This is a genomic window from Saccharopolyspora griseoalba (genome assembly GCF_042665275.1).
Lineage (GTDB): Bacteria > Actinomycetota > Actinomycetes > Mycobacteriales > Pseudonocardiaceae > Saccharopolyspora > Saccharopolyspora griseoalba.
Genome location: NZ_JBHTCJ010000004.1, coordinates 299,428 through 323,730, shown reverse-complemented (window position 1 = coordinate 323,730; position 24,303 = coordinate 299,428). Strand labels below are relative to the sequence as shown.

At 72.2% G+C, this 24,303-nt stretch carries 20 protein-coding genes; 10 read left to right on the top strand and 10 right to left on the bottom strand.

Annotation, left to right across the window (positions count from 1 at the left end; genetic code table 11):
• Positions 1-6 precede the first annotated feature (6 nt).
• The gene (locus ACFQRI_RS10395; protein WP_380667074.1) at positions 7-2,457 is read right to left on the bottom strand and encodes a UvrD-helicase domain-containing protein; all 2,451 of its coding nucleotides are present in this window, start codon (positions 2,455-2,457) and stop codon (positions 7-9) included.
• A gap of 274 nt (positions 2,458-2,731) precedes the next feature.
• Between ACFQRI_RS10395 and ACFQRI_RS10390 the strand changes: the two genes are divergently transcribed.
• Entirely contained in the window at positions 2,732-3,037 is a 306-nt protein-coding gene (locus tag ACFQRI_RS10390; RefSeq protein ID WP_380667072.1) for a chorismate mutase, read from the top strand.
• Between the two features lie 50 nt (positions 3,038-3,087).
• Here ACFQRI_RS10390 and ACFQRI_RS10385 read toward each other — a convergent pair whose 3' ends face one another.
• Positions 3,088-4,404, bottom strand: a complete 1,317-nt coding sequence (locus tag ACFQRI_RS10385; protein WP_380667070.1) for an MFS transporter — start codon at positions 4,402-4,404, stop codon at positions 3,088-3,090.
• A 44-nt stretch (positions 4,405-4,448) separates the two neighbouring features.
• Positions 4,449-5,204, bottom strand: a complete 756-nt coding sequence (locus tag ACFQRI_RS10380) for a 3-hydroxybutyrate dehydrogenase (RefSeq protein WP_380667068.1) — start codon at positions 5,202-5,204, stop codon at positions 4,449-4,451.
• 165 nt (positions 5,205-5,369) lie between these two features.
• Here ACFQRI_RS10380 and ACFQRI_RS10375 point away from each other — a divergent pair, with 165 nt between their 5' ends.
• The 5 genes from ACFQRI_RS10375 to ACFQRI_RS10355 all read left to right on the top strand — a co-directional run bounded on the left by ACFQRI_RS10375 (position 5,370) and on the right by ACFQRI_RS10355 (position 11,371).
• Positions 5,370-5,669, top strand: a complete 300-nt coding sequence (locus tag ACFQRI_RS10375) for a hypothetical protein (protein ID WP_380667066.1) — start codon at positions 5,370-5,372, stop codon at positions 5,667-5,669.
• A 335-nt stretch (positions 5,670-6,004) separates the two neighbouring features.
• Complete coding sequence (locus tag ACFQRI_RS10370) at positions 6,005-7,012, top strand: hypothetical protein (protein ID WP_380667064.1); 1,008 nt, start codon at positions 6,005-6,007, stop codon at positions 7,010-7,012.
• A 119-nt stretch (positions 7,013-7,131) separates the two neighbouring features.
• Entirely contained in the window at positions 7,132-7,794 is a 663-nt protein-coding gene (locus ACFQRI_RS10365) for a hypothetical protein (RefSeq protein WP_380667062.1), read from the top strand.
• Between the two features lie 405 nt (positions 7,795-8,199).
• Positions 8,200-9,585 (top strand): serine/threonine-protein kinase, encoded by a 1,386-nt coding sequence (locus ACFQRI_RS10360; protein ID WP_380667060.1) that lies wholly within the window; start codon positions 8,200-8,202, stop codon positions 9,583-9,585.
• A gap of 220 nt (positions 9,586-9,805) precedes the next feature.
• A complete protein-coding gene (locus tag ACFQRI_RS10355; protein WP_380667058.1) occupies positions 9,806-11,371 on the top strand; it encodes a serine/threonine-protein kinase in 1,566 nt (521 codons plus the stop codon).
• Between the two features lie 22 nt (positions 11,372-11,393).
• On the opposite strand, the gene ACFQRI_RS10350 is transcribed toward ACFQRI_RS10355, so the two are convergent.
• The gene (locus tag ACFQRI_RS10350) at positions 11,394-12,302 is read right to left on the bottom strand and encodes a LysR family transcriptional regulator (RefSeq protein ID WP_380667056.1); all 909 of its coding nucleotides are present in this window, start codon (positions 12,300-12,302) and stop codon (positions 11,394-11,396) included.
• A gap of 115 nt (positions 12,303-12,417) precedes the next feature.
• Between ACFQRI_RS10350 and ACFQRI_RS10345 the strand changes: the two genes are divergently transcribed.
• Entirely contained in the window at positions 12,418-12,645 is a 228-nt protein-coding gene (locus ACFQRI_RS10345) for a hypothetical protein (protein WP_380667054.1), read from the top strand.
• A gap of 72 nt (positions 12,646-12,717) precedes the next feature.
• Here the strand turns inward: ACFQRI_RS10345 and ACFQRI_RS10340 are convergent, their stop codons facing one another.
• On the bottom strand, positions 12,718-13,407 hold the full coding sequence (locus tag ACFQRI_RS10340; protein ID WP_380667052.1) for a response regulator: 690 nt from the start codon (positions 13,405-13,407) through the stop codon (positions 12,718-12,720).
• Between the two features lie 42 nt (positions 13,408-13,449).
• Positions 13,450-14,745 (bottom strand): PspC domain-containing protein, encoded by a 1,296-nt coding sequence (locus ACFQRI_RS10335; RefSeq protein ID WP_380667322.1) that lies wholly within the window; start codon positions 14,743-14,745, stop codon positions 13,450-13,452.
• A gap of 140 nt (positions 14,746-14,885) precedes the next feature.
• On the opposite strand from ACFQRI_RS10335, the gene ACFQRI_RS10330 reads away from it, so the two are divergent.
• The 3 genes from ACFQRI_RS10330 to ACFQRI_RS10320 all read left to right on the top strand — a co-directional run bounded on the left by ACFQRI_RS10330 (position 14,886) and on the right by ACFQRI_RS10320 (position 17,436).
• Positions 14,886-16,097, top strand: coding sequence for a PspC domain-containing protein (locus ACFQRI_RS10330; RefSeq protein WP_380667050.1), 1,212 nt, complete (start codon positions 14,886-14,888; stop codon positions 16,095-16,097).
• Entirely contained in the window at positions 16,090-16,284 is a 195-nt protein-coding gene (locus tag ACFQRI_RS10325; RefSeq protein ID WP_380667048.1) for a hypothetical protein, read from the top strand. The genes ACFQRI_RS10330 and ACFQRI_RS10325 overlap by 8 nt, the downstream gene beginning before the upstream one ends.
• Positions 16,285-16,521: 237 nt before the next feature.
• The gene (locus ACFQRI_RS10320) at positions 16,522-17,436 is read left to right on the top strand and encodes a glycoside hydrolase family 16 protein (RefSeq protein ID WP_380667046.1); all 915 of its coding nucleotides are present in this window, start codon (positions 16,522-16,524) and stop codon (positions 17,434-17,436) included.
• 67 nt (positions 17,437-17,503) lie between these two features.
• On the opposite strand, the gene guaA is transcribed toward ACFQRI_RS10320, so the two are convergent.
• The 4 genes from guaA to guaB form a co-directional block, all read right to left on the bottom strand.
• Complete coding sequence (guaA, locus tag ACFQRI_RS10315; protein ID WP_380667044.1) at positions 17,504-19,090, bottom strand: glutamine-hydrolyzing GMP synthase; 1,587 nt, start codon at positions 19,088-19,090, stop codon at positions 17,504-17,506.
• 468 nt (positions 19,091-19,558) lie between these two features.
• A complete protein-coding gene (locus tag ACFQRI_RS10310; protein WP_380667042.1) occupies positions 19,559-21,256 on the bottom strand; it encodes a GMC family oxidoreductase N-terminal domain-containing protein in 1,698 nt (565 codons plus the stop codon).
• A 131-nt stretch (positions 21,257-21,387) separates the two neighbouring features.
• The gene (locus ACFQRI_RS10305) at positions 21,388-22,518 is read right to left on the bottom strand and encodes a GuaB3 family IMP dehydrogenase-related protein (RefSeq protein WP_380667040.1); all 1,131 of its coding nucleotides are present in this window, start codon (positions 22,516-22,518) and stop codon (positions 21,388-21,390) included.
• A 152-nt stretch (positions 22,519-22,670) separates the two neighbouring features.
• Positions 22,671-24,182 carry an IMP dehydrogenase gene (gene guaB / locus ACFQRI_RS10300; RefSeq protein WP_380667038.1) on the bottom strand — a complete coding sequence of 504 codons (1,512 nt, stop codon included), beginning with the start codon at positions 24,180-24,182 and terminating at the stop codon, positions 22,671-22,673.
• Positions 24,183-24,303 lie beyond the last annotated feature (121 nt).

The following is a 24,303-nucleotide window of genomic DNA, read 5'->3' as shown; positions in this document are numbered from 1 at the left end:
GCGGGATCAGAGCTTGGTCATCGGGACGCTGCCGATGAGCATGAGCTTGACCGTGCCCGCGGCTCCGAAGTCGATGGTCGCCGTTGCCCGCGGGCCCTCGCCCTCGGCCGAGACCACGGTGCCCAGGCCGTACTTGTCGTGGGTGACCTTGTCACCCGCCTCCAGCTTGAGCGCGACGGTGTCCTTCCAGCCCTTGGCCGGCGTCGAGCGCATCCCGCGCTCGGAGACCCGCGCCTGCGCCGAGTCGCCCCCGGTGCGGTCGAAGCCGCCACCCCGGCTGCCCCAGGTGCTGCGGACCTGCGGCGCGGCGCGGTCGGCGGGCTCGACCCGGCGCCAGTCCAGCAGCTCCTCCGGGATCTCGGTGAGGAACCGCGACGCCGGGTTGGTCATCGGCTGGCCCCACGCCGAGCGCATCATCGCGCGCGAGAGGTACAGCCGCTGCTGCGCGCGGGTGATGCACACGTAGGCCAGCCGCCGCTCCTCGGCGAGCTCGGTGGGGTCGCCCAGCGCGCGGTTGTGCGGGAAGACGCCGTCCTCCCAACCGCCGCTGAACACCACGGGGAACTCCAGCCCCTTGGCGCTGTGCAGGGTCATCAGGGTCACCACGCCGTCGCCGGACTCGGGCAGCGAGTCGGCGTCGGCCACCAGGGACACCCGCTCCAGGAAGGCCGACAGCGAGTCGTCGGCGGGCAGGTCGTCGTCGTCCTCCTCGGTGGGCGCGGCGCTGGCGACCACGGCCGCTGCCGAGGGCGAGACCTCCTCGTCGGCAGGCACCTCGGCACCAGCCCTGGCCTCGGTGAACTCGCGGGCGACGGTGATCAGCTCGGTGAGGTTCTCCAACCGGGTGGCGTCCTGCGGATCGTCGCTGGCCTCCAGCTCACCGCGGTAGCCGGTGCGCTCCAGCACCGCGTCCAGGGTCTCGGCCACGTCGTTCTCCGCGGCGATGCCGCGCAGCTCGTCGAGCAGCTCGACGAAGCCGGAGATCGCGTTGCGCGCGCGGGTGTTGAGCATCGGGACCTCGCCCACGGCCGCCCTGCGCAGCGCGGAGCCGAAGGAGATCCGCTCCTGCTCGGCGTGCGCCGCCACCACGGCCTCGGCGCGGTCGCCGATGCCGCGCTTGGGCACGTTGAGGATCCGCCGCAGGCTGACGGTGTCGTCCGGGTTGTCCAGCACCCGCAGGTAGGCAAGCGCGTCGCGCACCTCGCGCCGCTCGTAGAAGCGGACCCCGCCGACGACCCGGTAGGGCAGGCCGAGGCGGATGAACACCTCCTCGAACACGCGCGACTGGTTGTTGGTCCGGTAGAACACCGCGATGTCGTTGAACGTGGCCTCGCCGCGGTCCACCAGCGAGTCGATCTCGCTGGCCACGAACGCGGCCTCGTCGTGCTCGTTGTCGGCGACGTAGCCGACGACGCGCTCGCCCTCGCCGGATTCGCTCCACAGCCGCTTGTCCCGGCGGTTCGGGTTCTGCCGGATCACCGCGTTGGCCGCCGAGAGGATGGTCTGGGTGGAGCGGTAGTTCTGCTCCAGCAGGATCGAGCGGGCCTGCGGGTAGTCCCGCTCGAACTCCTCGATGTTGCGGATCGTGGCCCCGCGGAAGGCGTAGATCGACTGGTCGGCGTCGCCCACCACGCAGAGCTCGGCGGGCGGCACGCCGCTCTCGGTCGTCCCGGTGCCGACCAGCTCGCGCACCAGCACGTACTGCGCGTGGTTGGTGTCCTGGTACTCGTCGACGAGCACGTGCCGGAAGCGGCGGCGGTAGTGCTCCGCCACCGCCGGGTGGTCCTGCAGCAGCTCGACCGTGCGCATGATCAGGTCGTCGAAGTCCATCGCGTTGGAGTCGACGAGCCTGCGCCGGTAGGCGGCGTAGACCTGGGCGACCTTGCGCTCCATGTCGTTGCCGGCCTGCTCCGCGGCCTCCTCGGGCCCGATGAGCTCGTTCTTCAGGTTCGAGATGTGGATGCCCAGCTGCTTGGCCGGGTAGCGCTTGGAGTCCAGGTCCTGCTCGCGGGCGATCATGGTGATCAACCGCTTGGAGTCGTCGGCGTCGTAGATCGAGAAGTTCGACGACAGCCCCAGCGTCTTGGCCTCGCGGCGCAGCACCCGCACGCACATCGAGTGGAAGGTGGAGACCCACATCGCGTTCGCCCGGCGGCCGACCAGGTCGACCACGCGCTCCCTCATCTCGGCCGCGGCCTTGTTGGTGAAGGTGATGGCCATGATCTGGCCGGGGTGGGCCCCGGTGGCCAGCAGGTGGGCGATGCGGCTGGTCAGCACCCTGGTCTTGCCCGATCCCGCACCCGCGACGACCAGCAGCGGCGACCCGCTGTGCGTCACCGCCTCGCGCTGCTGCGGGTTGAGACCGGCCAGCAGGGCCTCCGGATCCGGGCCGGAGCGCGCGGGCGCGTCGGCGTTCGGCTGGTCGCCGTGGAATTCGAGATCGAGTGGGGCGCTCATCGTCCATCCACGTTACCGCCGCCCCCGGACAGTCCCCGAATCGCTCGTTCCCGACCACGTGGTGAGACGCACGGCCCAGGTGGTGGTCCGCCCTCCGGTGCTGTGGCAGACTGGTGTCGTGCTAGCGCAGACCTACGAGTTTTACTACGGGCTCCGGACTCCGGCGCCCGTGGCTGCGTGAGCTCTCAACCACTACGACGCCCCGGAGTCCGCGGACTCGGGGCGTTTCGCGTTCCGGGCCCGCGGAGGGGCCGAAGCCGGAGGAACCCTTCCGATGAACGCCACTGTGGACGGTGACCAACCGCAGCCCGAGCAGCCCTCGACTGAGCAGGCCGCCGCGGAGGCCATCAGCGACTTCCGCGACGAGATCGACTACCTGGACGCCGAGATCCTGCGGCTGATCAAGCGCCGCGCCGAGGTCTCCCGCCAGGTGGGACAGGAGCGCATGGCCGCAGGCGGCCCGCGCATCGTCTACAACCGCGAGATGGACGTCCTGGCCCGCTACCGCGAACTCGGCCCGGAGGGCCGGGAGCTCGCCATGATCCTCCTCCGCCTCGGCCGCGGCCGCCTCGGGCACTAGGCAGTTCGACCCACCCGCGCGTCCGCGGACGCGCGGGTGGGTCGGCGAGGTCAGACCGCGTGGTCCTCGGTGAGGGCTCGGGTCCTGGTCTCCGGCGAGCGCCACACCGCGATGAAGGTGACCACCGCGCACAGCCCCACGTAGATCGAGATCGGCACCGAGGAGCCGAACGCGGCCAGCAGGCCGGTCGCGATGATCGGCGCCAGCGAACCGGCCACGATCGAGGCGAGCTGGTAGCCGATCGAGGCGCCCGAGTAGCGGACCCGGGTGCCGAACAGCTCGGAGAAGTACGCCGCCTGCGGGCCGTACATCGCCCCGTGCAGGATCAGGCCGATGGTGATGGCCACGATCATGACGCCGAAGGACTTCGTGTCCAGCATCGCGAAGAACGCGAACGCCCACAGCCCGGTTCCGACCGTGCCGATCAGGTACACCGGCCGCCGCCCGATGCGGTCGGACAGCGCTCCCCACACCGGGATGCTCGCGAAGTGCACCACCGAGGCGATCAGCGCGGCGTTGAGCGCCATCCCGCGCGGCAGGCCCAGGAACGTGGTCACGTAGGTGAGCACGAACGAGGTCAGCACGTAGTAGACGACGTTCTCGGCGAACCGGGCGCCCATCGCGGTGAGCACCTCGCTGCGGTAGTGGCGCAGCACCTCCAGGATCGGCGGCTTCTGCTCGGCGCCCTCCTCGACGGCCTTGCGCTGGGCGTCCTCGAAGACCGGGGATTCGCTGACGGCCAGCCGCACCCACAGACCGATCAGCACCAGCACGCCGGAGAGCAGGAAGGCGATCCGCCATCCCCAGGCCAGGAAGGCCTCGTCGGACTGCACGGCGGCCAGCAGCGCCAGCACCGCGGTGCCGAACACGTTGCCCAGCGGCACCCCGGCCTGCGGCCAGGACGCCCAGAAGCCGCGGCGCGCGCCGTCGGTGTGCTCGGAGACGATGAGCACCGCACCGCCCCACTCGCCGCCGATGGCGAAGCCCTGGACGACCCGCAGCAGGGTCAGCAGCAGCGGTGCCACCAGGCCCACGGACTGGTAGGTGGGCAGCAGGCCGATCAGGAAGGTCGCCCCGCCCATCAGCAGCAGGCTCAGCACCAGCAGCTTCTTGCGGCCGATCCGGTCGCCGAAGTGGCCGAACACCAGCCCGCCGAGCGGGCGGGCGACGAAGCCGACCGCGTAGGTGACGAACGCCAGCAAGGTGCCCACCAGCGGGTCCTGCGCCGGGAAGTACAGCTTGTTGAACACCAGCGCGGCGGCGGATCCGTAGAGGAAGAAGTCGTACCACTCGACCGTGGTGCCGACGAGGCCCGCCAGCACCACCCGGGCTTTCGACGTGGGACTCGAGACCGACTCGGTGGCCATGCGCAACGTCCTCCTTGACGAAACGTGATGCGGACAAACCTGGGTCAGCCGGCGGTCCAGCCCCCGTCCATGGACAGCGAGGCGCCGGTGATCGAAGCCGTGCCCGGCCCGCACAGCCAGGTGGCCAGCTCGGCCACCTCGGCCGGTTCGACCAGGCGCTTGACCGGGGTGCGCGCGAGCAGCACGTCCTCGATCACCTGCACCTCGGGGACCCGGTGCAGCCGCGCCTGCTCGGCGACCTGCCGCTCGACCAGCGGGGTGCGGGCGAAGCCGGGGCAGATGCAGTTGGAGGTCACCCCGTGCGCGGCGCCCTCGACCGCCACGGTCTTGGAGAACCCCTCCAGGGCGTGCTTGGCGGTGACGTAGCCGCTCTTGTACGGCGAAGCGCGCAGGCCGTGGACCGAGGAGATGTTGATGACCCGCCCCCAGCCCGCCCGGTACATCCCGGGAAGCGCGGATCGGACGATGCGGAACGGCGCCTCGACCATCACCCGCAGGATCTCGGCGAAGGTCTCCGGCGGGAAGTCCTGGACCGGCGCGACGTGCTGGAACCCGGCGTTGTTGACCACCACGTCGGCGCCCGCGCCGAGCTCGCCCGCGGCGTCCAGATCGCCCAGGTCGACCACCTCGTGGTGCGCGCCGAGCCCGGCGGCGACCTCGGCGACCCGCTCGGAGCGGTCGGCCGCGACGACCTCGGCCCCGGTGGCCACCAGGCGTTCCACGACCGCGGCACCGATCCCGCTGGCCGCGCCGGTGACCACGGCCCGCTTGCCCGACAGGTCCGGTGCGGTTCCGCTCATAGCCCGAGAACCTAGGCGTGACCGCGATCTCGATCCAGCCCCGGCGAACAACCGTTTCGTACCAACACCGCTCCGATCCGGACAGGAAGGCTGGACTCAGGGTTTTCCCCCATTCCGGACAGCGGAAGCAGGGGGCAGACTGGGTGCATGGGCATTATCGGCTTGGTGGCTCTTCTGGTGACGCTGGCGGCGGTCGTGGTCGCGGGCGGGCACGCCGCGTACCTCGCGATGCTGAACTCGGCGGCGAGCAAGCGAGCGGGCGGACGACCGGCGGCCGCGTTCGCCAAGAAGCGGCTCCCGATCGCCGGCGTCGGTCTCGGCGTCTCCCTGCTCGCCCTGCTCATCAGCACCGGCGACAGCGCGGGTGCCGACGTGTTCGCCATCCTGCTCGGCGCCGGTGGTGGCGTGGGCTCGCTCAAGGCCCTGCAGTCGACCCAGCAGACCTTCCGCAAGGGCGAGTACTGACCGGAGGGCCGGGCTGCTCCGAACGGAGCAACCCGGTCGCGGCGTTGGGCGCAGCACGATCTAGGCTGTGACCATGGTCACTTTCGCGGGTTCGGGCGCGGCGATGCCGCGCCCGAACCCGCGCAGCGGACTGGCTTCACCCGAAAAGCGGATCAAGACCGCCCGCGCCGCCTCCGATTACCTCCACGCGAACTTCGCCGCGCCGACCGGTGACCGGTCTCGTTCTCCAGGCGCGACGACCACGGGGGGTTGTCGGAGAACCGTCCGCCGGTGCGGCGCGAGCGCGATCGACGAGCAGTGAACTCTCCGCGAGTCGCAGAAAGTCGAGACCTCCGATGCACAGCGGCAGAACCCTCGGCTGGAGCGGCCGGCTCGACTGGCCGCCGCCGAGCCCCGCACCGGTCGCCCAGCGGGCCACCGGCAGGCACCGCCTCGCCGCGAGCACGGCTGCCTGGACACCGGTTCCGCAGCAGCGCAGCGCCCCGCCGGTCGAACCACCGCAGCCGGCGCCGCCGGTCGAACCACCGGAGCCGGCCCCACCGGTCGATCCGCTGATCGACACCGCGGAGGTGGGCGGTCTGCACAAGTTCGACCTCGGCATGGTCCCGGCCTCGGTCACCCCGCCGCGGACCTGGCAGCGCGCCGCGTGGTTCGCCATCGGCTCCTCGGTGGCCGCGCTCGGCGGGCTGCTGTTCGTCAGCGCCATGTTCGCGGGCAGCTCCAGCCGCCTCGAAGGGCTGGAGCTGCCGAGCGCGCCGCGCGGTGACGAGCACCCGCCGCTGCCGGACCCGTACTTCCTCACCGGTGATCCGACCCGCCCGCAGGCCTCCGCGGAGTCCGCCGCGCCGAGCTCGGCAGGACCGGCTCCGCAGATGGTGCTGCCCGAACCGACCACCACCGCCGCCCCGGAGGGCATCAGCGGCGCGCCGGGCACCGACGCGCCCCGGCCGAGCGAGACCGCTCCGCCGAACCGGCCGGCGCCGCCGAACGGCACGACCTCCCCGCCGACGCACGAGCCCCCCGCGCTGCTGCGGCTGACCGACACCGAGGCGATGAAGCGGGCCGGGGAGCGCTACTACTCGGCGATCGCCTCCGGCGACCTGCCCGGCGCCTACGCGATGACCGGCGGCGACCTGCGCGCCGAGGGCTACCGGTCCTTCGCCGAGCGCTACTCGTTCGCCTCGAAGGTCGAGGTGCTGCAGGTCTTCGTCTCGTCCGGCGGCACCGTCCACGAGCTGCGGCTGACCCTGCCGGACGGCTCGCAGCGCGTCGAGCGGCACGCGCTGCGCTACGACACCGCCGGGGAGCGCACCGAGATCATCTCCGACCAGCGGACGTCCTAGGAGCTGCTCGTGGACCGCTGCGCTCGGCGGTGCCCGCAGCAGACCCCGAGCGGCTCCGCCGCATGCCCGAGCAGCGCCCAGCGGCAAGCCGCCGCCGACCAGCACGAGGTGCCCGCGCCGTGGAACCCACCACGCTCACCGACCAGCCCGATCCGCTGCCCCCGGTCCCGCCCGAGCTCCGCGCGCCCGCGGGCGCGCGGCTCGGCGTCCTGCTCGGCGTCCTGCTCGTGATCAGCGCCGCGCTGGCCGGCGCGGTGGTGCTGGCCCGCACCCACGACCAGCCGCGCCCGGTCCCCGCGGCCGAGCCCATCGCCGGGACCCTCGCGCTGCGCCCGGACCTGGTGCGCGACGCGCGCTGGCCGTTCCGGGAAAACGGCGGGTTCGCCCACCCGGACGCCGGGGACGTGGACGTCAGCGGGCCGCCGCTGGACTACGAGCGCATCGCCAACCCCTCCGCGGGCAGCCCGGGCACCGCGCTGAGCCTGGTCGAGGAGTTCTACCGGCGCGCGGCATCGGATCCGGCCGGGGCCACCGAGCTGCTGGCCCCCGAACTGCTGGACGGGCACCGCGAGCGGCTCAGCGCCACGTGGTCGACCGCGGAAGCCGTGCGGCTCCTCCGCGCCGGGGTCGAGCCCGATGGCGCGGTGCGCACCGAGGTCGAGGTCACCTACCCCCGCGGCGAGCGGGTCCGGATGCAGCAGGTGCTGCGGGTGGCCACCGGCGCCGTGCCGCAGATCGTCGGTGCCGAGCTGCGCTCCGCCCGGCACCTGCCCGCAGGCTGAACCGTTCGCACAACGATGCGACAACGACCCGTATCCCCTGGGCTCCCGCCCGGCCCCGGGAGGGCATCGGTACCGTTGGCGACGACCTGCTGACCGGCCGGTCACCAAGCGTGCCGCACCGGATGGATCGCGTGACCACCACCAGCGCAAACGCGGGGGTCGCCAGGCGGCCGGAGGCGCGGGCGGCAGCTGGTCGAAACGACCGGATCCGATCTTTTCGAGTTCGGACCTACGCCGCGAGGCCGTGGGCTAGGCTGCCTTATCGCGGTTCGGGCGCAACCCGCACCGCGTGGTGAACGTGTACATGTCGGGGGGCCGATGCCGGTCCGCCAAATCCGCCGGATGTTCGGCGGGCCGCGATACCGCGGTACCGCTGGGCACCGATAGCAGTACGGGGAGACGTCGGTGAGCGACGAAGGTCGCCTGGTCGCCGGACGCTACCGGGTGCAGCGACGCATCGGCAGTGGCGCGATGGGCGTGGTGTGGGAGTGTGTCGACGAGCGCCTGCACCGCACGGTCGCGGTCAAGCAGCTGCTCCTGCAGCCAGGTCTGGATCCGGGAGAAGCCGAGGAAGCACGGCAGCGGGCGATGCGGGAAGGCAGGATCGCCGCCCGCCTCCAGCACTCCAACGCCATCTCGGTCTACGACGTGGCGGAGGACGAGGGCCAACCGGTGCTGGTCATGGAGTACCTGCCGTCCACGAGCCTGGGCTCGATGATGTCCGAGCACGGCCCGCTGCCGCCCCGCGAGGTGGCGCGCATCGGTGCCCAGGTCGCCGCGGCGCTGGGGGCCGCGCACGCCGCCGGCGTGGTGCACCGGGACATCAAGCCCGGCAACATCCTGCTCGGCGACAACGGTGACGTGAAGATCACCGACTTCGGCATCTCCAGGGCGCAGGGCGACGTGCAGGTCACCAAGACCGGCATGCTCGCGGGCACCCCGGCGTACCTGTCGCCGGACGTGGCGATGGGCCAGGAGCCGACGCCCGCCTCCGACGTGTTCTCCCTCGGCGCCACGCTGTACGCGGCGATCGAGGGCCGCCCGCCGTTCGGGCTCAACGAGAACACCCTCGCGCTGCTGCACGCGGTCGCGGCGGGCAAGGTCGATCCGCCGCAGCAGGCCGGTCCGATGGCCCAGCCGCTGATGGCGATGATGTCCGCCCGCGTCGAGGACCGCCCGGACATGGCGCAGGTCCGCGAGATGCTGCAGGCCGTGGCCGACGGCGGTTCGGTGAACTCGATCCCGACCATGGCCGCCCCGATCCCGCCCGCGCTGGCCCCCGAGCCGGGCCCGGACGACGCGACCGGCGTGATGGGCGCGCAGCAGGGCACCGCGGTCGCCTACTACGAGGACGACCCGTACAGCGAGCAGCCGTACGAGGACGCCACCTCCTACATGGGCGGCGACCCGCGCGCCGACTCCGCGCTCTACGAGGAGCCGCGGCGCAGCAAGCGCCCGCTGGTGATCACCGCGATCGCGCTGGTCGCGCTCGCCGTGATCGCGGTGCTGGTGGCTTCGGCCTTCATGGGCAACGAGGAGGAGCCGCCCGCGCGGCCGGCCCCGTCCCCGCAGATGCCGGTCCCGCCTCCGCCGGAGACCTCCAGCTCGGAGGTGCCGACCACCACGGAGGAAGAGGAGACCACCACCGAGGAGACGACCACCGAGGAGACCACCTCGGAGGTGCCGACGACGACCTCGGAGGAATCCGAGCCGACGACCAGCAGCGTCGAGTCGGAGCCGACGAGCACCGTGAGCGGCTCCGCGTCCAGCGGCACCGCCAGCACCGAGTGACCCGAATTCCCGTGCGACGGCCGGGGTGTCCAGCGCGCGCTGGGCGCCCCGGCCGTCCGCGTTCGCGGGCCCGGGGTGCGGGTGCGGAACCCCCGCCCAGTAACGTGACCCCGTTGGGTGATACCGGCTGTGGGGTCCCGGTCGGTCCTCGCCGCGAAGTGAACAGGCAGTCCGCAAACAGGCGAGCCCTGGCGGGGCGAGCCAGTACCAGGAGACACCGGTGAGCGCCGAAGGTCGTTTGATCGCGGGCCGGTACCGCTTGCAGCAAAAGATCGGCAGCGGCGCCATGGGCGTGGTGTGGCAGGCCATCGACGAGCGCCTGCACCGCACCGTCGCCGTCAAGCAGCTACTGCTCCAGCCCGGTTACACCCCGGAGGAGACCGAGGAGGCCCGGCAGCGCTCGATGCGCGAGGGCCGCATCGCCGCGCGGCTGCAGCACCAGCACGCGATCGCGGTCTTCGACGTGGCCGAGGACGAGGGCCAGCCGGTGCTCATCATGGAGTACCTGCCTTCCACCAGCCTGGCCTCGGTCATCGACGAGCACGGGGTGCAGCCCGCGCTGCGGGTGGCGCACATCGGCGTCCAGGTGGCCGGCGCGCTGGCCGCGGCGCACATGGCCGGCATCGTGCACCGCGACCTCAAGCCCGGCAACATCCTGCTCGGCGAGCAGGACCTGGCCAAGATCACCGACTTCGGCATCTCGCGGGCGATCGGCGACGTGGCCGTCACCAAGAGCGGCATCCTCGCCGGCACCCCCGCCTACCTGGCCCCGGAGGTCGCCCTCGGCCGCGACCCGGCACCGGCCTCGGACGTGTTCTCCCTGGGCTCGACGCTGTACGCGGCGATCGAGGGCGGTCCGCCGTTCGGCACCGACGAGAACGCGATCAGCCTGCTGCACCGGGTGGCGCGCGGCCAGTTCGACCCACCGCGCCAGGCCGGACCGATGACGCCGGCGCTGATGCAGATGCTGCGGCCGGACCCGGTGGATCGGCCGACCATGGCGCAGACCCGCGACCTGCTGCAGGCGGTCGTGGACGGCCGCCAGGTGCCGAACTTCGCGCCCGGCGGCGGCTGGACCCGCCCGGCCCCGCAGGCCGCGCCCGCCCCACCTGCTCCCCCGCCGCCCTCGGGCGGGGGCACGCTGCACGCGCCGCAGGGCGGCATGGGGACCAATCCGTCCCCGCCGACCCGCGTGGGCGCGGCGGCGCCGGCCGCCGCACCGGAGCGCCGCAGGAGCAAGACGGTCGCGCTGTGGTTCGTGGCGATCGCGGTCGCGGCGCTGGTCGGGATCATGGCGGTCAACGCGTTCGGCGCCTCCGGGCAGGACCGGAGCGCACCGCGGCCGTCGACCCCCGCTCCCGCGCCGCCGCCGGCCCCCTCGCCGACGACCACCTCGGCCGCGCCGACGACCAGCGCCGCGGCGACCAGTTCCGCGGAGCCCACCACCTCGAGCAGCGAGCCGACGACCACCAGCAAGGAGAAGCCGACCAAGAAGGACCTGCTCGCCACGGTCGAGAAGTACTACGAGCTGGTGCCCGACGACCTGGACGAGGCCTGGAAGCTGCTCGGCCCGAAGCTGCGCGCCCAGGGCAAGGACGACTACGAGGCGTTCTGGAAGACGATCGACGACGTCGAGATCGTCGGCGACCCGGTGCTCTCCGGCAGCAACGTGGTGGTCAAACTCCAGTTCACCAAGGACGGCAAGAAGATCAAGGAGATGCACGTCCTCGGCATGGCCCAGACCGAGGACGGCGAGGTCGTCATCAACACCGACCGCAGCACCTGAGCGGCCGGGCGGCGGCGGGGCTTCAGGCCGATCCGCTCGCCCGCGCGACCTCCTGGAGCGCGTCGACGAACGCGCGCGCCGCGGGCTGGTCGGCCACCGTCTCGCGGACCGCGGCGTAGATGTGCCGGACCGGCTCGGGCTTGGTCAGCGGGCGGACCCGCACCCCCGGGTGCACCACGTCCAGGCCCAGCTGCGGCAGCAGCGCGATCCCGGTGCCCGCGGCGACGAAGCCCTGCGCGGAGTAGCTGCCGTCGGCCTCGACGGCGACGTGCGGGCTGAACCCCGCGCTGGCGTAGGCGTCGGTGAGCAGCACCGAGCAGATGTCCCCGCTGGTGACGGCGCTGTTGACCCAGGACTCGCCGGACAGGGCGGCGAGCTCGACCCGCTCCTGCGCGATTGCCGGGTGCGATGCGGGCAGCACCACCCGGTAGGGGTCGTCGGCCAGGTGAACCAGCCGCACGCCGCGCCGCTCCGGCACCTCCTCGCCGACGACGATCACCGCGAGGTCGCCCTCCCCCGCCGCGACGTCGTCGAGCAGCTGGGTCTCCTGCATCCGCAGGTCCAGCCGCACGTCCGGGTTCTCGGCCCGGAACCGGGCCACGGCCGGCGGGATGAGCCCGACGGAGGCGGTGTGGAAGAAGCGGACCCGCAACCGTCCGGTGCGACCCGCGGAGATGTCGGCGAGCTCCACCTCGGTGGCGCTGACCAGCGCGGCGATGTCCCCGGCCCGCTCGGCGAGCAGCGAGCCCGCCGGGGTCGGCCGCAGGCCCCTGCCGACCTTCTCCAGCAGCGGCGTTCCGACCTCCCGCTCCAGGGCGGACAGCTGCTGGCTGATCGCCGAGGGCGTGTAGCCGAGGTTGGCCGCCGCCGCGCTCATCGAACCGCTGCTGACCACCGCGCGCAGCACCTGCATCCGTCGCACGTCGAGCATGCCCGCGATGATACAGCTCTGCTTAAAAATCAGTTGACGACAATTCGCTTGTCCTTATCCGAGTCGCGCTCCAGGCTGGATGGCGAGGAGATCACCGGCCTTGGGGAGATGAAGGATGGACCCGTTGAACCGCCTGCGGCGCGGCGCGGTGGCCGCGACCTGGGGCGTCGGCCTCGTGCTGGCGCTCGCGTCCTGGCACCGGGATGCCGTGCTCGCCGCGACGGCGCTCGTGGGCCTGGCCGTCGCGGGCAGCGCGGTGCTCGACCGGCGCGGGAGGCCGCGTCCGAGCGCCGAACCGGACGATCACGCCCGCGAGGCCGTGCTCAACCACCCGATGAAGTGACGGCTCAGGAGGAACGAGCGCTCGGGCGAGGCGCCCTCGCGCGGGGGCGCCTCGCCCGGAAGCGCTCGGCGCTCAGACGAGGCGGCGGTCCGAGGCCCAGCGGGAGAGCTCGTAGCGGTTGGACAGCTGGGTCTTGCGCAGCACGCTGGACACGTGGGTCTCCACCGTCTTGACCGAGATGAACAGCTCGGAGGCGATCTCCTTGTACGCGTAGCCGCGCGCCAGCAGGCGCAGCACCTCGCGTTCCCGCCGGGTGAGCTGGTCGAGCTCCGGGTCGCCGACCGGGGTCGAACCGGGGCCCTCGGAGAAGGCGTCGAGCACGAAGCCGGCCAGGCGCGGGGAGAAGACCGCGTCACCACCGCGCACCCGCACCACGGCGTCCACCAGCTCGCGACCGGAGATGGTCTTGGTGACGTAGCCGCGCGCCCCGCCGCGGATCACCGCGATGACGTCCTCGGCCGCGTCGGAGACCGACAGGGCCAGGAACACCGGTTCGCCCGCGCGGTCCTCGTCGGACTGCGCGCGCACCTGGCGCAGCACCTCGGCACCACCGCCGTCGGGCATGTGCACGTCCAGCAGCACGACCTCCGGGGCGTAGTGCCCGATGCCGGCGACCGCCTCGGCGACCGAACCGGCCTCGCCGACCACCTCGACGTCGTCGGCGGCGGCGAGCTCGGCGCGCACGCCCGAGCGGAACAGCGCGTGGTCGTCGACGAGGAACACCCGCACCGGGTGCGATTCCTCGGTGCTCTCACCGGTCACGACATCCTCCACTCTCCTGGTAGTTCTGCAGCCTACGCCGGATCAGCCCGCGGACCTCGGCATCTCCATGGCCACCTCGGTCCCCGAACCGGGCGAGGTGCGCACCCTGGCCTCGCCGCCGCGGCGGCGCATCCGGCCCCGGATCGAGTCGGCCAAGCCGTGCCGATCATCGGGGACCTCGGACTCCTCGAAGCCCGCCCCGCGATCCCGCACGAAGATCGACACCTGCTCGGGTTCCACCTCCGCGTAGAGGCTGACCTCGCTGACCCCGGCGTGCTTGGCCGCGTTGACCAGCGCCTCGCGCGCCGCGGCGAGCTGGGCGTGCAACCGCTCGTCGAGCTCGCAGTCGCCGACCACGACCTGCTGCACGGTGATCGCGAAGTGGTCCTCGACCTCACCGCAGATCTCGGCCAGCTGCGCCGCGAAGGCCTTCGGCGCGGCCCCCTCCGACTCGATGCCCTCCCGCTGGGCGCCGTACCCGTCCGGCCCGTACAGCCAGGTGCGCAGCTCGCGCTCCTGCCCGCGGGCCAGCCGCCGGACCTCCTTCTCCGCGCCCGCCTGCTTCTGGATCAGCGCGAGCGTCTGCAGCACCGAGTCGTGCAGGTGCGCGGCGATCTCGGCGCGCTCCTGGGAGCGGATCCGGCTGGCCCGCTCGGTGTTGAGATCACCCACCAGGCGGACCCACCACGGCACGGTGAGCACCGCGACGCCGATCAGCGTGGCCCCCGAGGCCAGCAGACCGGTCGGGATGTCCTCGATCGAGGTGGTGCTGCCCACCAGCAGCACCAGGCCCAGCGCCACGAGCGCCGAGCCCGCGGCCACCCGCACCCACGCCCGGTTGCCCCCGGCGAACAGCGTGCCCGCCACCCCCGAGCGGGCGCCCTGCCGCCAGCGCACCCGCTGCGACTCGTCGGCCTCCCGCCACACCAGCACCACGCCGAGCAGCGCCGCGACCAGCGGCGCGGTCACCCAGGCGGGCAGCGCCAGCACGGCACCGATGCCCACCATCGCGCCCGCGCCGAGCAGCAGCACCGCGAAGCCCTGCTGGCGCTCCCGGGCCGTGGCCGTGCGCCCGGAGCCCGGGGACTGTCGCACGAACACCCACAGCAGCGCGTAGGCGAGCAGGCCCGCCCCGCCCCCGAGGCACAGCACCGCGAACGCGATCCGCACCCACAGCACGCGCGTGCCCAGGTGCTCGGCCACGCCCGCGCACACGCCCGCGAGCAGCCGCCCGTCGCGGCTGCGGTGCAGCGGCGGGTAGGACGCTCCGGGAGCGGTCCGCTGCGGCACCGTCGGTCGCTCGGCGACGGGGTCGGTCGTCCGCTCTTCCCAGGGCATCACGTCTTCGATGGTCACACGGTCGAAGTGCGGCGGGCATCAGGGACGACCCCTGACTTTCCGCTCCGAGCGCGGTTCCGGGGCGGTCTCAGGGGCCTCCCGGATACCGGCGGAGGCGGCGGGAACGGATAGTGGTCGCCATGAACAGCACGCAGCAATCCGGTGGTGTCGAAGCCACCCTGCGCGACTTCTGGGCGAGCCGTCCGGTGCGTCCGCGCCGCGGCGGCAAGATCGCCGGGGTCTCCGCCGCGATCGGCGAGCGCTACGGCGTGGACCCGATCCTGATCCGCGTGGCCTTCGTGGTCGGCGCGTTCTACAGCGGAGCGGGGATCACGCTGTACCTGCTGGGCTGGTTGCTGTTCCCGCGGGAGGCCGAGCCGCGCCCCGAGGACACCGCACCGCGCACCGAGCCCGCGCCGACCTGGCTGGCCCTGGTCCTGATCCTGCTGCTGCTCCCCGGCGTGTTCTGGCTGACCGACTCGCTGGCGATCCTCGCGGTGGCCGCCGGTCTGGCGGCGCTGTACGGGCTGCACGTGACCCGCGGCGACCGGCCGCAGGCGCCCACCGCGGCGGCGCCTCCGGTCGAGGCGCCGACCGGGCCGATCGCCGCCGAACCGCCGTCGGAGAACACCTGGGTCTACCCGGGTCCCGAGGCGCGGCGGGAACCGCCGTCCTGGGATCCGCTGGGCGCCGTTCCGCAGGCGTGGGACCTCCCCGAGCCGCCGCCGCAGGACGAACCGGAACCACCTGGTCGCCGCTACCGCTGGTACAACCCGCTCGCGGTGCTGCTCACGCTGGCCTTCGGGCTGCTCGCGGCCGGGGCGTTCACGCCATCGACCGCGCTGGCGGGGATGCTCGGCCTGGCCGGGTTGTTCCTGATCGGCGGCGCCTTCCTGCGGGTCGGGCGGTGGCCGATCCTGCTGGCGGTGCCGCTGGCCGCGCTGGCGATGTTCTTCGCGGTCTTCTCCACCTACCCGCAGCAGGCCACCGACCTCTCGATGGGCGACCTGCGCGCCTCGCCGCAGAGCGCCGAGGAGTTGCAGCGCAACTACGGCCGCGCCGCCGGGATCGTGGACCTGGACCTCGCGGAGCTGCCGGTCGCCGAGGACCAGACCCTGCGCACCGCGGTCGACGTGGGCACCGGGCAGATCCAGGTGCGCGTGCCGCCCGAGGTCGACGTCTGGTCGGTGTGCCGCGCCGATGTCGGCGAGGTCGACTGCCTGGGCGCGACGGCCGACGGGCAGGGGGTGACCCGCACCAGGATGGACGAGGGCGCCGACGGTCCCGGTGGCGGGCGGCTGGAGCTGCACCTGACCGCCGGTGCAGGACGAGTGGAGGTCATCCGTGGCTGACGAGATCGAGCACCGCGCGCAGGGACCGGATCCCGTGCTGCTGACCGCCGGGATCATCGCCGTGGTGCTCAGCACCGTGATCATGTTCGGCCTCGCCACGAGCCTGCAGTGGATCTTCGCCGCGGGCGCGGTCGCCGCGGGCGTGACCATGCTCATCGCCTCGGTGGTGAAGAAGGCGGGGAAGTAGGTCGCCCGGTCCGGGGACGCGCCCTCGCGGGTGGCCCCGGACCGGACCGCCGCGCACCCGCAGAACGTGAAATCGACGTTCTCCGCGCGGTTCTCCGGCAAATTCCCGGAGCAGCTCGTCCGCTCCGGGAACTGGACCGTTCCAAAACTCGCCAACGGCTCCCGCGAGCGCTCGTGACGTCGCGATACTTCCGGCTTGATCGATCCCCTACAGCGCTCCCCCCACGAAGGAGCTGTCATGGCCCGAAATCGCGTGCTAGCCACCGGTGCCGCGCTCGCGCTGCTCTCCTCGCTGCCGCTCGCCCACGCGGCCGCGAGCGCGCCGCAGGAGCACACCCAGCCGAAGGCGGAGACCTTCTTCGACGACTTCTCCGGCGACCAGCTCGACCGCTCGAAGTGGGCGGTCGAGGTGACCGGTGAGAACTTCCAGACGGTCAACAGCGAGAACCAGGCCTACGTCGACTCGCCGGAGACCATCTACATCGACCACGACGACGCCGGAACCGGCGCGCAGAACGGCGCGCTCGCGCTGCACCCGCGCTTCCAGCAGGGCTTCCAGGCACCCGACGGGCAGACCTACGACTTCGTCTCCGGCCGGATCAAGACCGCGGGCAAGGTGGACTTCACCTACGGCGAGTACTCGGCGCGCATCAAGCTCCCGGAGAACGCCACCGCCAGCGGGATGTGGCCGGCCTTCTGGTCGCTGGGCTCCAGCATCGAGAGCGGCACCCCCTGGCCGGACTGCGGCGAGGTCGACGTGATGGAGCACGTCGGCGAGCCGTGGACCAGCTCGGCGATGCACGGACCGGAGTACCACGGCGACACCCCGATCACCCACCGGCAGAACTTCGAGGGCATGGACCCGGCGGGCTGGCACACCTACAGCGTGGACTGGACGCCGGAGGGCTTCACCTTCTACGTCGACGACGTGCAGACCTACCAGGTGAGCAAGGCCGAGTTCGAGCAGAACGGCTGGACCTGGGTCTTCGACGACCCGCAGCACATGATCCTCAACTTCGCGCTGGGCGGGACCTACCCGCAGGGCGTCAACGGCGTGACCGAGCCGTACCTGGGCCTGCCCCAGGAATCGGTGGACGAGGTGAGGGCGGGCAACGCCCGCTTCCTGATCGACTGGGTCCGCGTCGAGCAGTAGCACCGCCTCTTCGCGTCAGAAGTCCCCTGCGAGCGTCGCTCGCAGGGGACTTCTGGCGACGAAGGGCTCACTCCCACTCGATGGTGCCCGGGGGCTTGGACGTGACGTCCAGGGTGACCCGGTTGACGTCGGCGACCTCGTTGGTGATCCGGGTGGAGATGCGCTCCAGCACGTCGTAGGGCAACCGGGTCCAGTCCGCGGTCATCGCGTCCTCGCTGGAGACCGGGCGCAGCACCACCGGGTGCCCGTAGGTGCGGCCGTCGCCCTGCACGCCCACCGAGCGGACGTCGGCCAGCAGCACCACCGGGCACTGCCAGATGTCCCGGTCCAGCCCGGCCGCGGTGAGCTCCTCGCGCGCGATCGAGTCGGCGGCGCGCAGCGTGGACAACCGGTCCGCGGTGACCTCGCCGATGATCCGGATGCCCAGGCCCGGCCCGGGGAAGGGCTGGCGGTGCACGATCGTCTCCGGCAGGCCCAGCTCCAGACCGACCCGGCGGACCTCGTCCTTGAACAGCGCGCGCAGCGGCTCGACGAGCCCGAACTGCAGGTCGTCGGGCAGCCCGCCGACGTTGTGGTGGCTCTTGATGTTGGCCGCGCCGGAGCCGCCGCCGGACTCCACCACGTCCGGGTAGAGCGTGCCCTGCACCAGGAAGTCGATGTGCTCGCCCTCGGCGCCGGCCTCGGCCTGCAGGTCGCGGGCGGCCTGCTCGAAGACCCGGATGAACTCCCGGCCGATGATCTTGCGCTTCTCCTCGGGGTCGGCGACCCCGGACAGCGCGCCCAGGAAGCGGTCGACCGCGTCGATGGTCACCAGGTTGACGCCGGTGGCCGCCACGAAGTCCCGCTCCACCTGCGCGCGCTCGCCGGCGCGCAGCAGGCCGTGGTCGACGAACACGCAGGTCAGCTGGTCACCGATGGCGCGCTGCACGAGCGCGGCGGCGACCGCGGAGTCCACGCCGCCGGACAGGCCGCAGATGGCCCGCCGGTCGCCGATCTGCTCGCGGATCGCGGCCACGGTCTCGTCCACGATGGACGCGGTGGTCCACTGCGGGCGGATGCCCGCGATGTCGTGCAGGAACCGGCGCAGCACCTCCTGGCCGTGCGGCGAGTGCGCCACCTCGGGGTGGTACTGCACGCCGGCCAGCCGCTCGTCCACGTTCTCGTAGGCCGCGACCGGGGTGTCCTTGGTCCCCGCGGTGACGGTGAAGCCCTCCGGGGCCTTGCTCACCGAGTCGCCGTGGCTCATCCACACCGGGTGGTGGCCGGGCAGCTCGGCGTGCAGCTTGCCGCCCTCGCCGCTGATCTCCACCTCGGTGCGGCCGTACTCGCGGGTACCGGTGTGCTCGACGGTGCCGCCGAGCGCGGCGGTCATCGCCTGGAAGCCGTAGCAGATGCCGAACACCGGGACGCCCGCGCGGAACAGCTCCGGATCGACCTGCGGCGCGCCCTCGGCGTAGACGCTGGAGGGGCCGCCGGAGAGCACGATCGCCGCGGGATCGCGGGCGATCATCTCGGCCACCGGGGTGTCGTGCGGCACGACCTCGGAGTAGACCTGCGCCTCGCGGACCCGCCGAGCGATCAGCTGGGCGTACTGGGCGCCGTAGTCGACAACGAGAACAGGGCCCTGGGCACTGTTGGATGCGGAACCGGACACGTGGCCGCCGACCTCCTAGCTTCACCGGTGCGGTGCGGCCATTGTCGCAGGTAACCACGGCCACAACCGCATCACCCCGACCGCGCACCGCCCACTGCCGCCCGACACGCCGACCAACCAGCCACCCCGATCAGGTCCCCCTCGAAAAACCCTCGAACTTCACCCCCGAATGGGAGCCGATTCCAGGCCCCGAATCACCTCCCATTCGGTGTCCCGTTTCCGAGGGTTTTCCGGCGCCCGGAGGGGTGTGCGGGGGGTGGTGGGGGTGAGGAGCTGTTCGAGGATGCGGCGGAGCCGCCGTGTCAGGGAGTGGGGCTCAGCCGGGGCCGCCGCAGGTTCTCCAGCGGCGTCGGGGCGAGGACGCCCCCGACGCCGTGCGGGGCGCCGCATGAGGTGGGACCGCAGGCCGCGGAGCCGCTGGAGGTTCTGCGACCCGCATCGCTGAGCGGAACAGCCCCTCGACAGCCGCTAGACGACGGGGAGCTGGAGGGCTGCCGGGGCCGTCGGGGGGACCGCTGGGGAGTTGGGTTCCACCGGGTTGATGCGCTGGTAGCCAGCGCCCTGCCGCGGCCTGGGGTCCTGCTCGCCCTTGTTCGGCCACATCGAGAAGGCTCGCTCGGCCTGGGCGGTGATGGTCAGCGAGGGGTTCACGCCGAGGTTCGCGCTGACCGCCGAGCCGTCCACGATCGACAGGTCCGGGTGCCCCCACGCGCGGTGATAGGGGTCGATGACCCCGGACTCGGGCCCGTCGCCGATCGCGCAGCCGCCGAGGAAGTGCGCGGTCAGCGGGACGTCGAACAGCTCGCCCCAGGTGCCTCCCGCGATGCCGCCGATCTTCTCGGCGACCATCTCGTTGGCGTCCTCCCCGGCCGGGATGTAGCTCGGGTTCGGCGCGCCGTGCCCCTGCCGCGAGGTCAGGAAGGACTTGCCGAAGAACCGCTTGACCCGCGTGGTCAGCGAGTTGTCCAGGCTCTGCATGACCAGCAGGATCACCGTCCGCTCGCTCCAGTTGCGCACCGAGAGCATCCGCAGGCTCAGCAGCGGGTGGTCCTTGACGAACTTCAGGAACTGCTTGACCCGGGAGCCGTTGCCGCCCTTGGTCGCCGGGACCTGCAGCAGCCCCATCGCGTTGGCGCCCCTGGTGTAGCGCACCGGCTCGATGTGGGTGTCCTCGTCCGGGTGGAACGAGGAGGTGATGGCCACGCCCTGGGAGAAGTCGCGCTCCGGATCGACCCGGTTCATCTGCGAGCCGATGATCGCCTCGGAGTTGGTGCGGGTCAGGTGTCCCAGCCGGTCCGAGAGCCGCAGGTCGCCGCGCTGCTCGCTGCGGTGCAGCAGGTTCTGCGTGCCCCAGGTGCCCGCGGCGACCACGACCTGGTCCGCGCTGAAGATCCGCGCGTCGCGGTCGTGCTTCTTGCCGGTGCGCTTGGTCAGCAGACGCCAGCGGCCGTCCGCGCCCTTGCCCAGCCTGCTGACCGTGGTCAGCGGGAAGATCTCGGCCCCCTCGGCCTCGGCGAGGTAGAGGTAGTTCTTGACCAGCGTGTTCTTCGCCCCCACCCGGCAGCCGGTCATGCAGGCGCCGCACTCGGTGCAGCCGGTGCGGGCCGGCCCGGCGCCGCCGAAGTACGGGTCGACGTCGGTGCGGCCGGGCTCGTTGAAGTACACCCCGATCGGCGTGCGGTGGAAGGTGTCGGCCACGCCCATGTCCGAGGCGACCTGCTTCATGATCACGTCGTGCGGGGTCTCCGAGGGCTGCTCGACCACGCCCAGCATCCGGGTGGCCTGGTCGTAGTACGGCGCGAGCTCGGACTCCCAGTCGGTGATGTGCGCCCACTGCGGGTCGTTGTAGAACGGCTTGAGCGGGCGGTAGAGGGTGTTGGCGTAGTTCAGCGAACCACCGCCGACACCGGAACCGGCCAGGATCAGCACGTTGCGCAGCAGGTGGATCCGCTGGATGCCGAAGCAGCCGAGGGCCGGCGCCCACAGGAACTTCCGGAGGTCCCAGGAGGTCTTGGGCAGCTCGTCGTCGGTGAACCGCCTGCCCGCTTCCAGCACCGCCACGCGGTAGCCCTTCTCGGTCAGCCGCAGCGCCGCCACGCTGCCGCCGAACCCCGAGCCGATGACCACCACGTCGAAGTCGCTACCCGCATCACCACGCTGTGCCATGCGCAACAGCCTAAGGCAAACTACTCGCGAGTAGGAAGGCCTGGAGCGGACACCGCGTACCCGTTACCCGGAGTACGGTGATTCGACCGAGGGGCCGCACCCGCAGCGGAGCGCGGCCCCGTCCGCACCGCTCAGGACCGCAGCTGGAGGCCGACCTTCTGGAACTCCTTGAGGTCGCTGTAGCCGGTCTTGGCCATCGCGCGACGCAGGCCGCCGAAGAGGTTCAGCGTGCCGTAGGGATCGCTGCTGGGGCCGTAGAGCAGCTGCTCCAGGTCGGCGTCCGAGCCGGCGAAGCCGACGATCTCGCTGCGCGGCAGGTTCGGGTGCGCCGCCGCCGAGGTCCAGTAGTAGCCCTGGGCCGGCGCCTCGGAGGACTCCGTCATCGGCTCGCCCAGCATCACGGCGTCCGCACCGCAGGCGATGGCCTTGGCGATGTCGCCGGAGTATCCCAGCGAGCCGTCGGCGATGACGTGCACGTAGCGGCCGCCGGTCTCGTCCAGGTAGTCGCGGCGGGCTGCCGCGGCGTCGGCGATGGCCGTGGCCATCGGCACCCCGATGCCCAGCACCTGCGTGGTGGTCGAGGCGCGGGACTGGCCGAAGCCCACGATCACGCCCGCCGCGCCGGTGCGCATCAGGTGCATCGCCGTGCGGTAGTCGCCGACACCGCCCGCGACCACCGGGATGTCCAGCTCGTTGATAAAGTTCTTCAGGTTCAGCGGCTCGCCGTCGCGCGCCACGTGCTCGGCGGAGATGATCGTGCCCTGCACGAACAGCACCTCGACGCCGGCCTCCAGCAGCAGCGGGGTCAGCTCCTCGGCGTGCTGCGGGCTCACCCGCGCGGCCACGGTCAGCCCGGCGTCCTTGACCTGCTTGAGCGACTCGATCACCAGGTCGCGCTGGATCGGCGCGGCGTGCAGCTCCTGCAGCAGCTTGATCGGCGCCTCGGAGTCGCTGCTCTCCTCGGCGACCCGCACGATCTCGGCGAGCTTGGCCTCGACGTTGGCGTGCCGGGCCCACAGGCCCTCGGCGTTAAGCACGCCGAGCCCGCCCAGCTGGCCGATCCGCACCGCGGTGGCCGGCGAGACGATCGCGTCGGTCGGGTGCGTGACCAGCGGGATGTCGAACTTGTAGGCGTCGAGCTGCCAAGCCAGCGACACGTCCTGGGACGACCGGGTGCGCCGCGATGGGACGATCTCCACGTCGTCCAAGTCGTAGCCCCGCATGGCCGTCCGGCCCATGCCGATCTCAACCTGATCCCGCACCGTATGTCCTCCCTCGCGGCGCCGATGTCCAGCGCAACATTCTCTCCGCAGGTCCCGGGGCTCCGCCGACCGGGGGTGGTTGGCCTTCCCCCTTCCCAGCAGAGGTCCCGCCGCGCGGCGCGCGACGGGACCTCCGGCGGAAGCGGGCGGGCTTACCGCGAGGTGTAGTTCGGGGCCTCGACGGTCATCTGGATGTCGTGCGGGTGGGACTCCTTGAGACCCGCCGCGGTGATGCGCACCAGCTTGGCGTCCTGCATCTCCGGGATGGTGCTCGCACCCGTGTAGCCCATGCCCGAGCGCACGCCGCCGACCAGCTGGTCGACCACCTGGGCCAGCGGGCCGCGGAACGGCACCCGGCCCTCGATGCCCTCGGGAACCAGCTTGTCCTCGGAGAGCACGTCGTCCTGGAAGTAGCGGTCCTTGGAGTAGGACTTGCCCTGACCGCGGGTCTGCATCGCGCCCAGCGAGCCCATGCCCCGGTAGACCTTGAACTGCTTGCCGTTGACCAGCACCAGGTCGCCGGGCGACTCGGCGGTGCCGGCCAGCAAGCTGCCCAGCATCACGCTGCTCGCGCCCGCGGCGATGGCCTTGCCGATGTCGCCGGAGTACTGGATGCCGCCGTCGCCGATGATCGGCACACCCGCCGGGCGGCAGGCCATGCTGGCCTCGTAGATCGCGCTGATCTGCGGCACGCCGACGCCGGCGACCACGCGGGTGGTGCAGATCGAGCCCGGGCCCACGCCGACCTTGACCGCGTCCGCCCCGGCGTCGACCAGCGCCTGCGCGCCCGCGCGGGTGGCCACGTTGCCGCCGATGACGTCGACGGAGTTGCCCAGCTCCTTCTTCAGGGTGGCCACGGTGTCCACCACCGCCCGGGAGTGCCCGTGCGCGGTGTCCACGATCAGCACGTCCACGCCCGCGTCGACCAGCGCCATCGCGCGCTCGTGCGAGTCGGCGCCGACGCCGACCGCCGCGCCGCACAGCAGGCGGCCGTCCGGGTCCTTGGTCGCGTTCGGGTACTGCTCGGTCTTGACGAAGTCCTTCACCGTGATCAGGCCGCGCAGCTTGCCGGCGCCGTCCACGATCGGCAGCTTCTCGATCTTGTTGCGGCGCAGCAGGCCCAGCGCGGCGTCGGCGGTGACCCCGACCTGCGCCGTGATCAGCGGCGCAGCGGTCATCACCTCGCGCACCTTGCGGGTGTAGTCCACCTCGAAGCGCATGTCGCGGTTGGTGATGATGCCGACCAGCGTGCCGTCCGGGTCGGTCACCGGGACACCGGAGATGCGGAACCGGGCGCACAGCGCGTCGACCTCGGCGAGGGTGTCCTCCGGGGAGCAGGTCACCGGATCGGTCACCATGCCCGCCTCGGAGCGCTTCACCACCTCGGCCTGGGCGGCCTGCTCCTCGACCGACAGGTTGCGCTGCAGGATGCCGACACCGCCCTGGCGCGCCATCGCGATCGCCATCCGGGCCTCGGTCACCGTGTCCATCGCCGCCGACAGCAGCGGGATGCGCAGGCGGACGTTTCGGGAGAGCTGGGTCGACGTGTCCACCGAGCTCGGGATCACGTCCGACTCGTCGGGCAGCAGCAGAACGTCATCGAAGGTCAGACCCAGAGTCGCGAACTTCGAAGGGAGACCGGGTGCGGAGAGTTCGCTGGTCATAGCGCGGGATGTGCCCTTCCTTCACGGTGTGGCCCTCAAACCTGCTCAGGATGCGGCCAGCTGGGGGGAAACCACGGCGTGCGCGTCCTGGGTTGGCTGTGCCGGTAGCAACGCGGCGTTG

Bases quoted from the DNA above. Each gene is read 5' to 3' on its own strand.
- ACFQRI_RS10390 (WP_380667072.1), top strand. From the start codon at position 2,732: ATGAACGCCACTGTGGACGGTGACCAACCGCAGCCCGAGCAGCCCTCG.
- ACFQRI_RS10370 (WP_380667064.1), top strand. From the start codon at position 6,005: ATGCACAGCGGCAGAACCCTCGGCTGGAGCGGCCGGCTCGACTGGCCG.
- ACFQRI_RS10310 (WP_380667042.1), bottom strand. From the start codon at position 21,256: ATGGCACAGCGTGGTGATGCGGGTAGCGACTTCGACGTGGTGGTCATC.
- ACFQRI_RS10385 (WP_380667070.1), bottom strand. From the start codon at position 4,404: ATGGCCACCGAGTCGGTCTCGAGTCCCACGTCGAAAGCCCGGGTGGTG.
- ACFQRI_RS10320 (WP_380667046.1), top strand. From the start codon at position 16,522: ATGGCCCGAAATCGCGTGCTAGCCACCGGTGCCGCGCTCGCGCTGCTC.
- ACFQRI_RS10330 (WP_380667050.1), top strand. From the start codon at position 14,886: ATGAACAGCACGCAGCAATCCGGTGGTGTCGAAGCCACCCTGCGCGAC.
- ACFQRI_RS10380 (WP_380667068.1), bottom strand. From the start codon at position 5,204: ATGAGCGGAACCGCACCGGACCTGTCGGGCAAGCGGGCCGTGGTCACC.
- ACFQRI_RS10335 (WP_380667322.1), bottom strand. From the start codon at position 14,745: ATGCCCTGGGAAGAGCGGACGACCGACCCCGTCGCCGAGCGACCGACG.
- guaB (WP_380667038.1), bottom strand. From the start codon at position 24,182: ATGACCAGCGAACTCTCCGCACCCGGTCTCCCTTCGAAGTTCGCGACT.
- ACFQRI_RS10350 (WP_380667056.1), bottom strand. From the start codon at position 12,302: ATGCTCGACGTGCGACGGATGCAGGTGCTGCGCGCGGTGGTCAGCAGC.
- ACFQRI_RS10345 (WP_380667054.1), top strand. From the start codon at position 12,418: ATGGACCCGTTGAACCGCCTGCGGCGCGGCGCGGTGGCCGCGACCTGG.
- ACFQRI_RS10395 (WP_380667074.1), bottom strand. From the start codon at position 2,457: ATGAGCGCCCCACTCGATCTCGAATTCCACGGCGACCAGCCGAACGCC.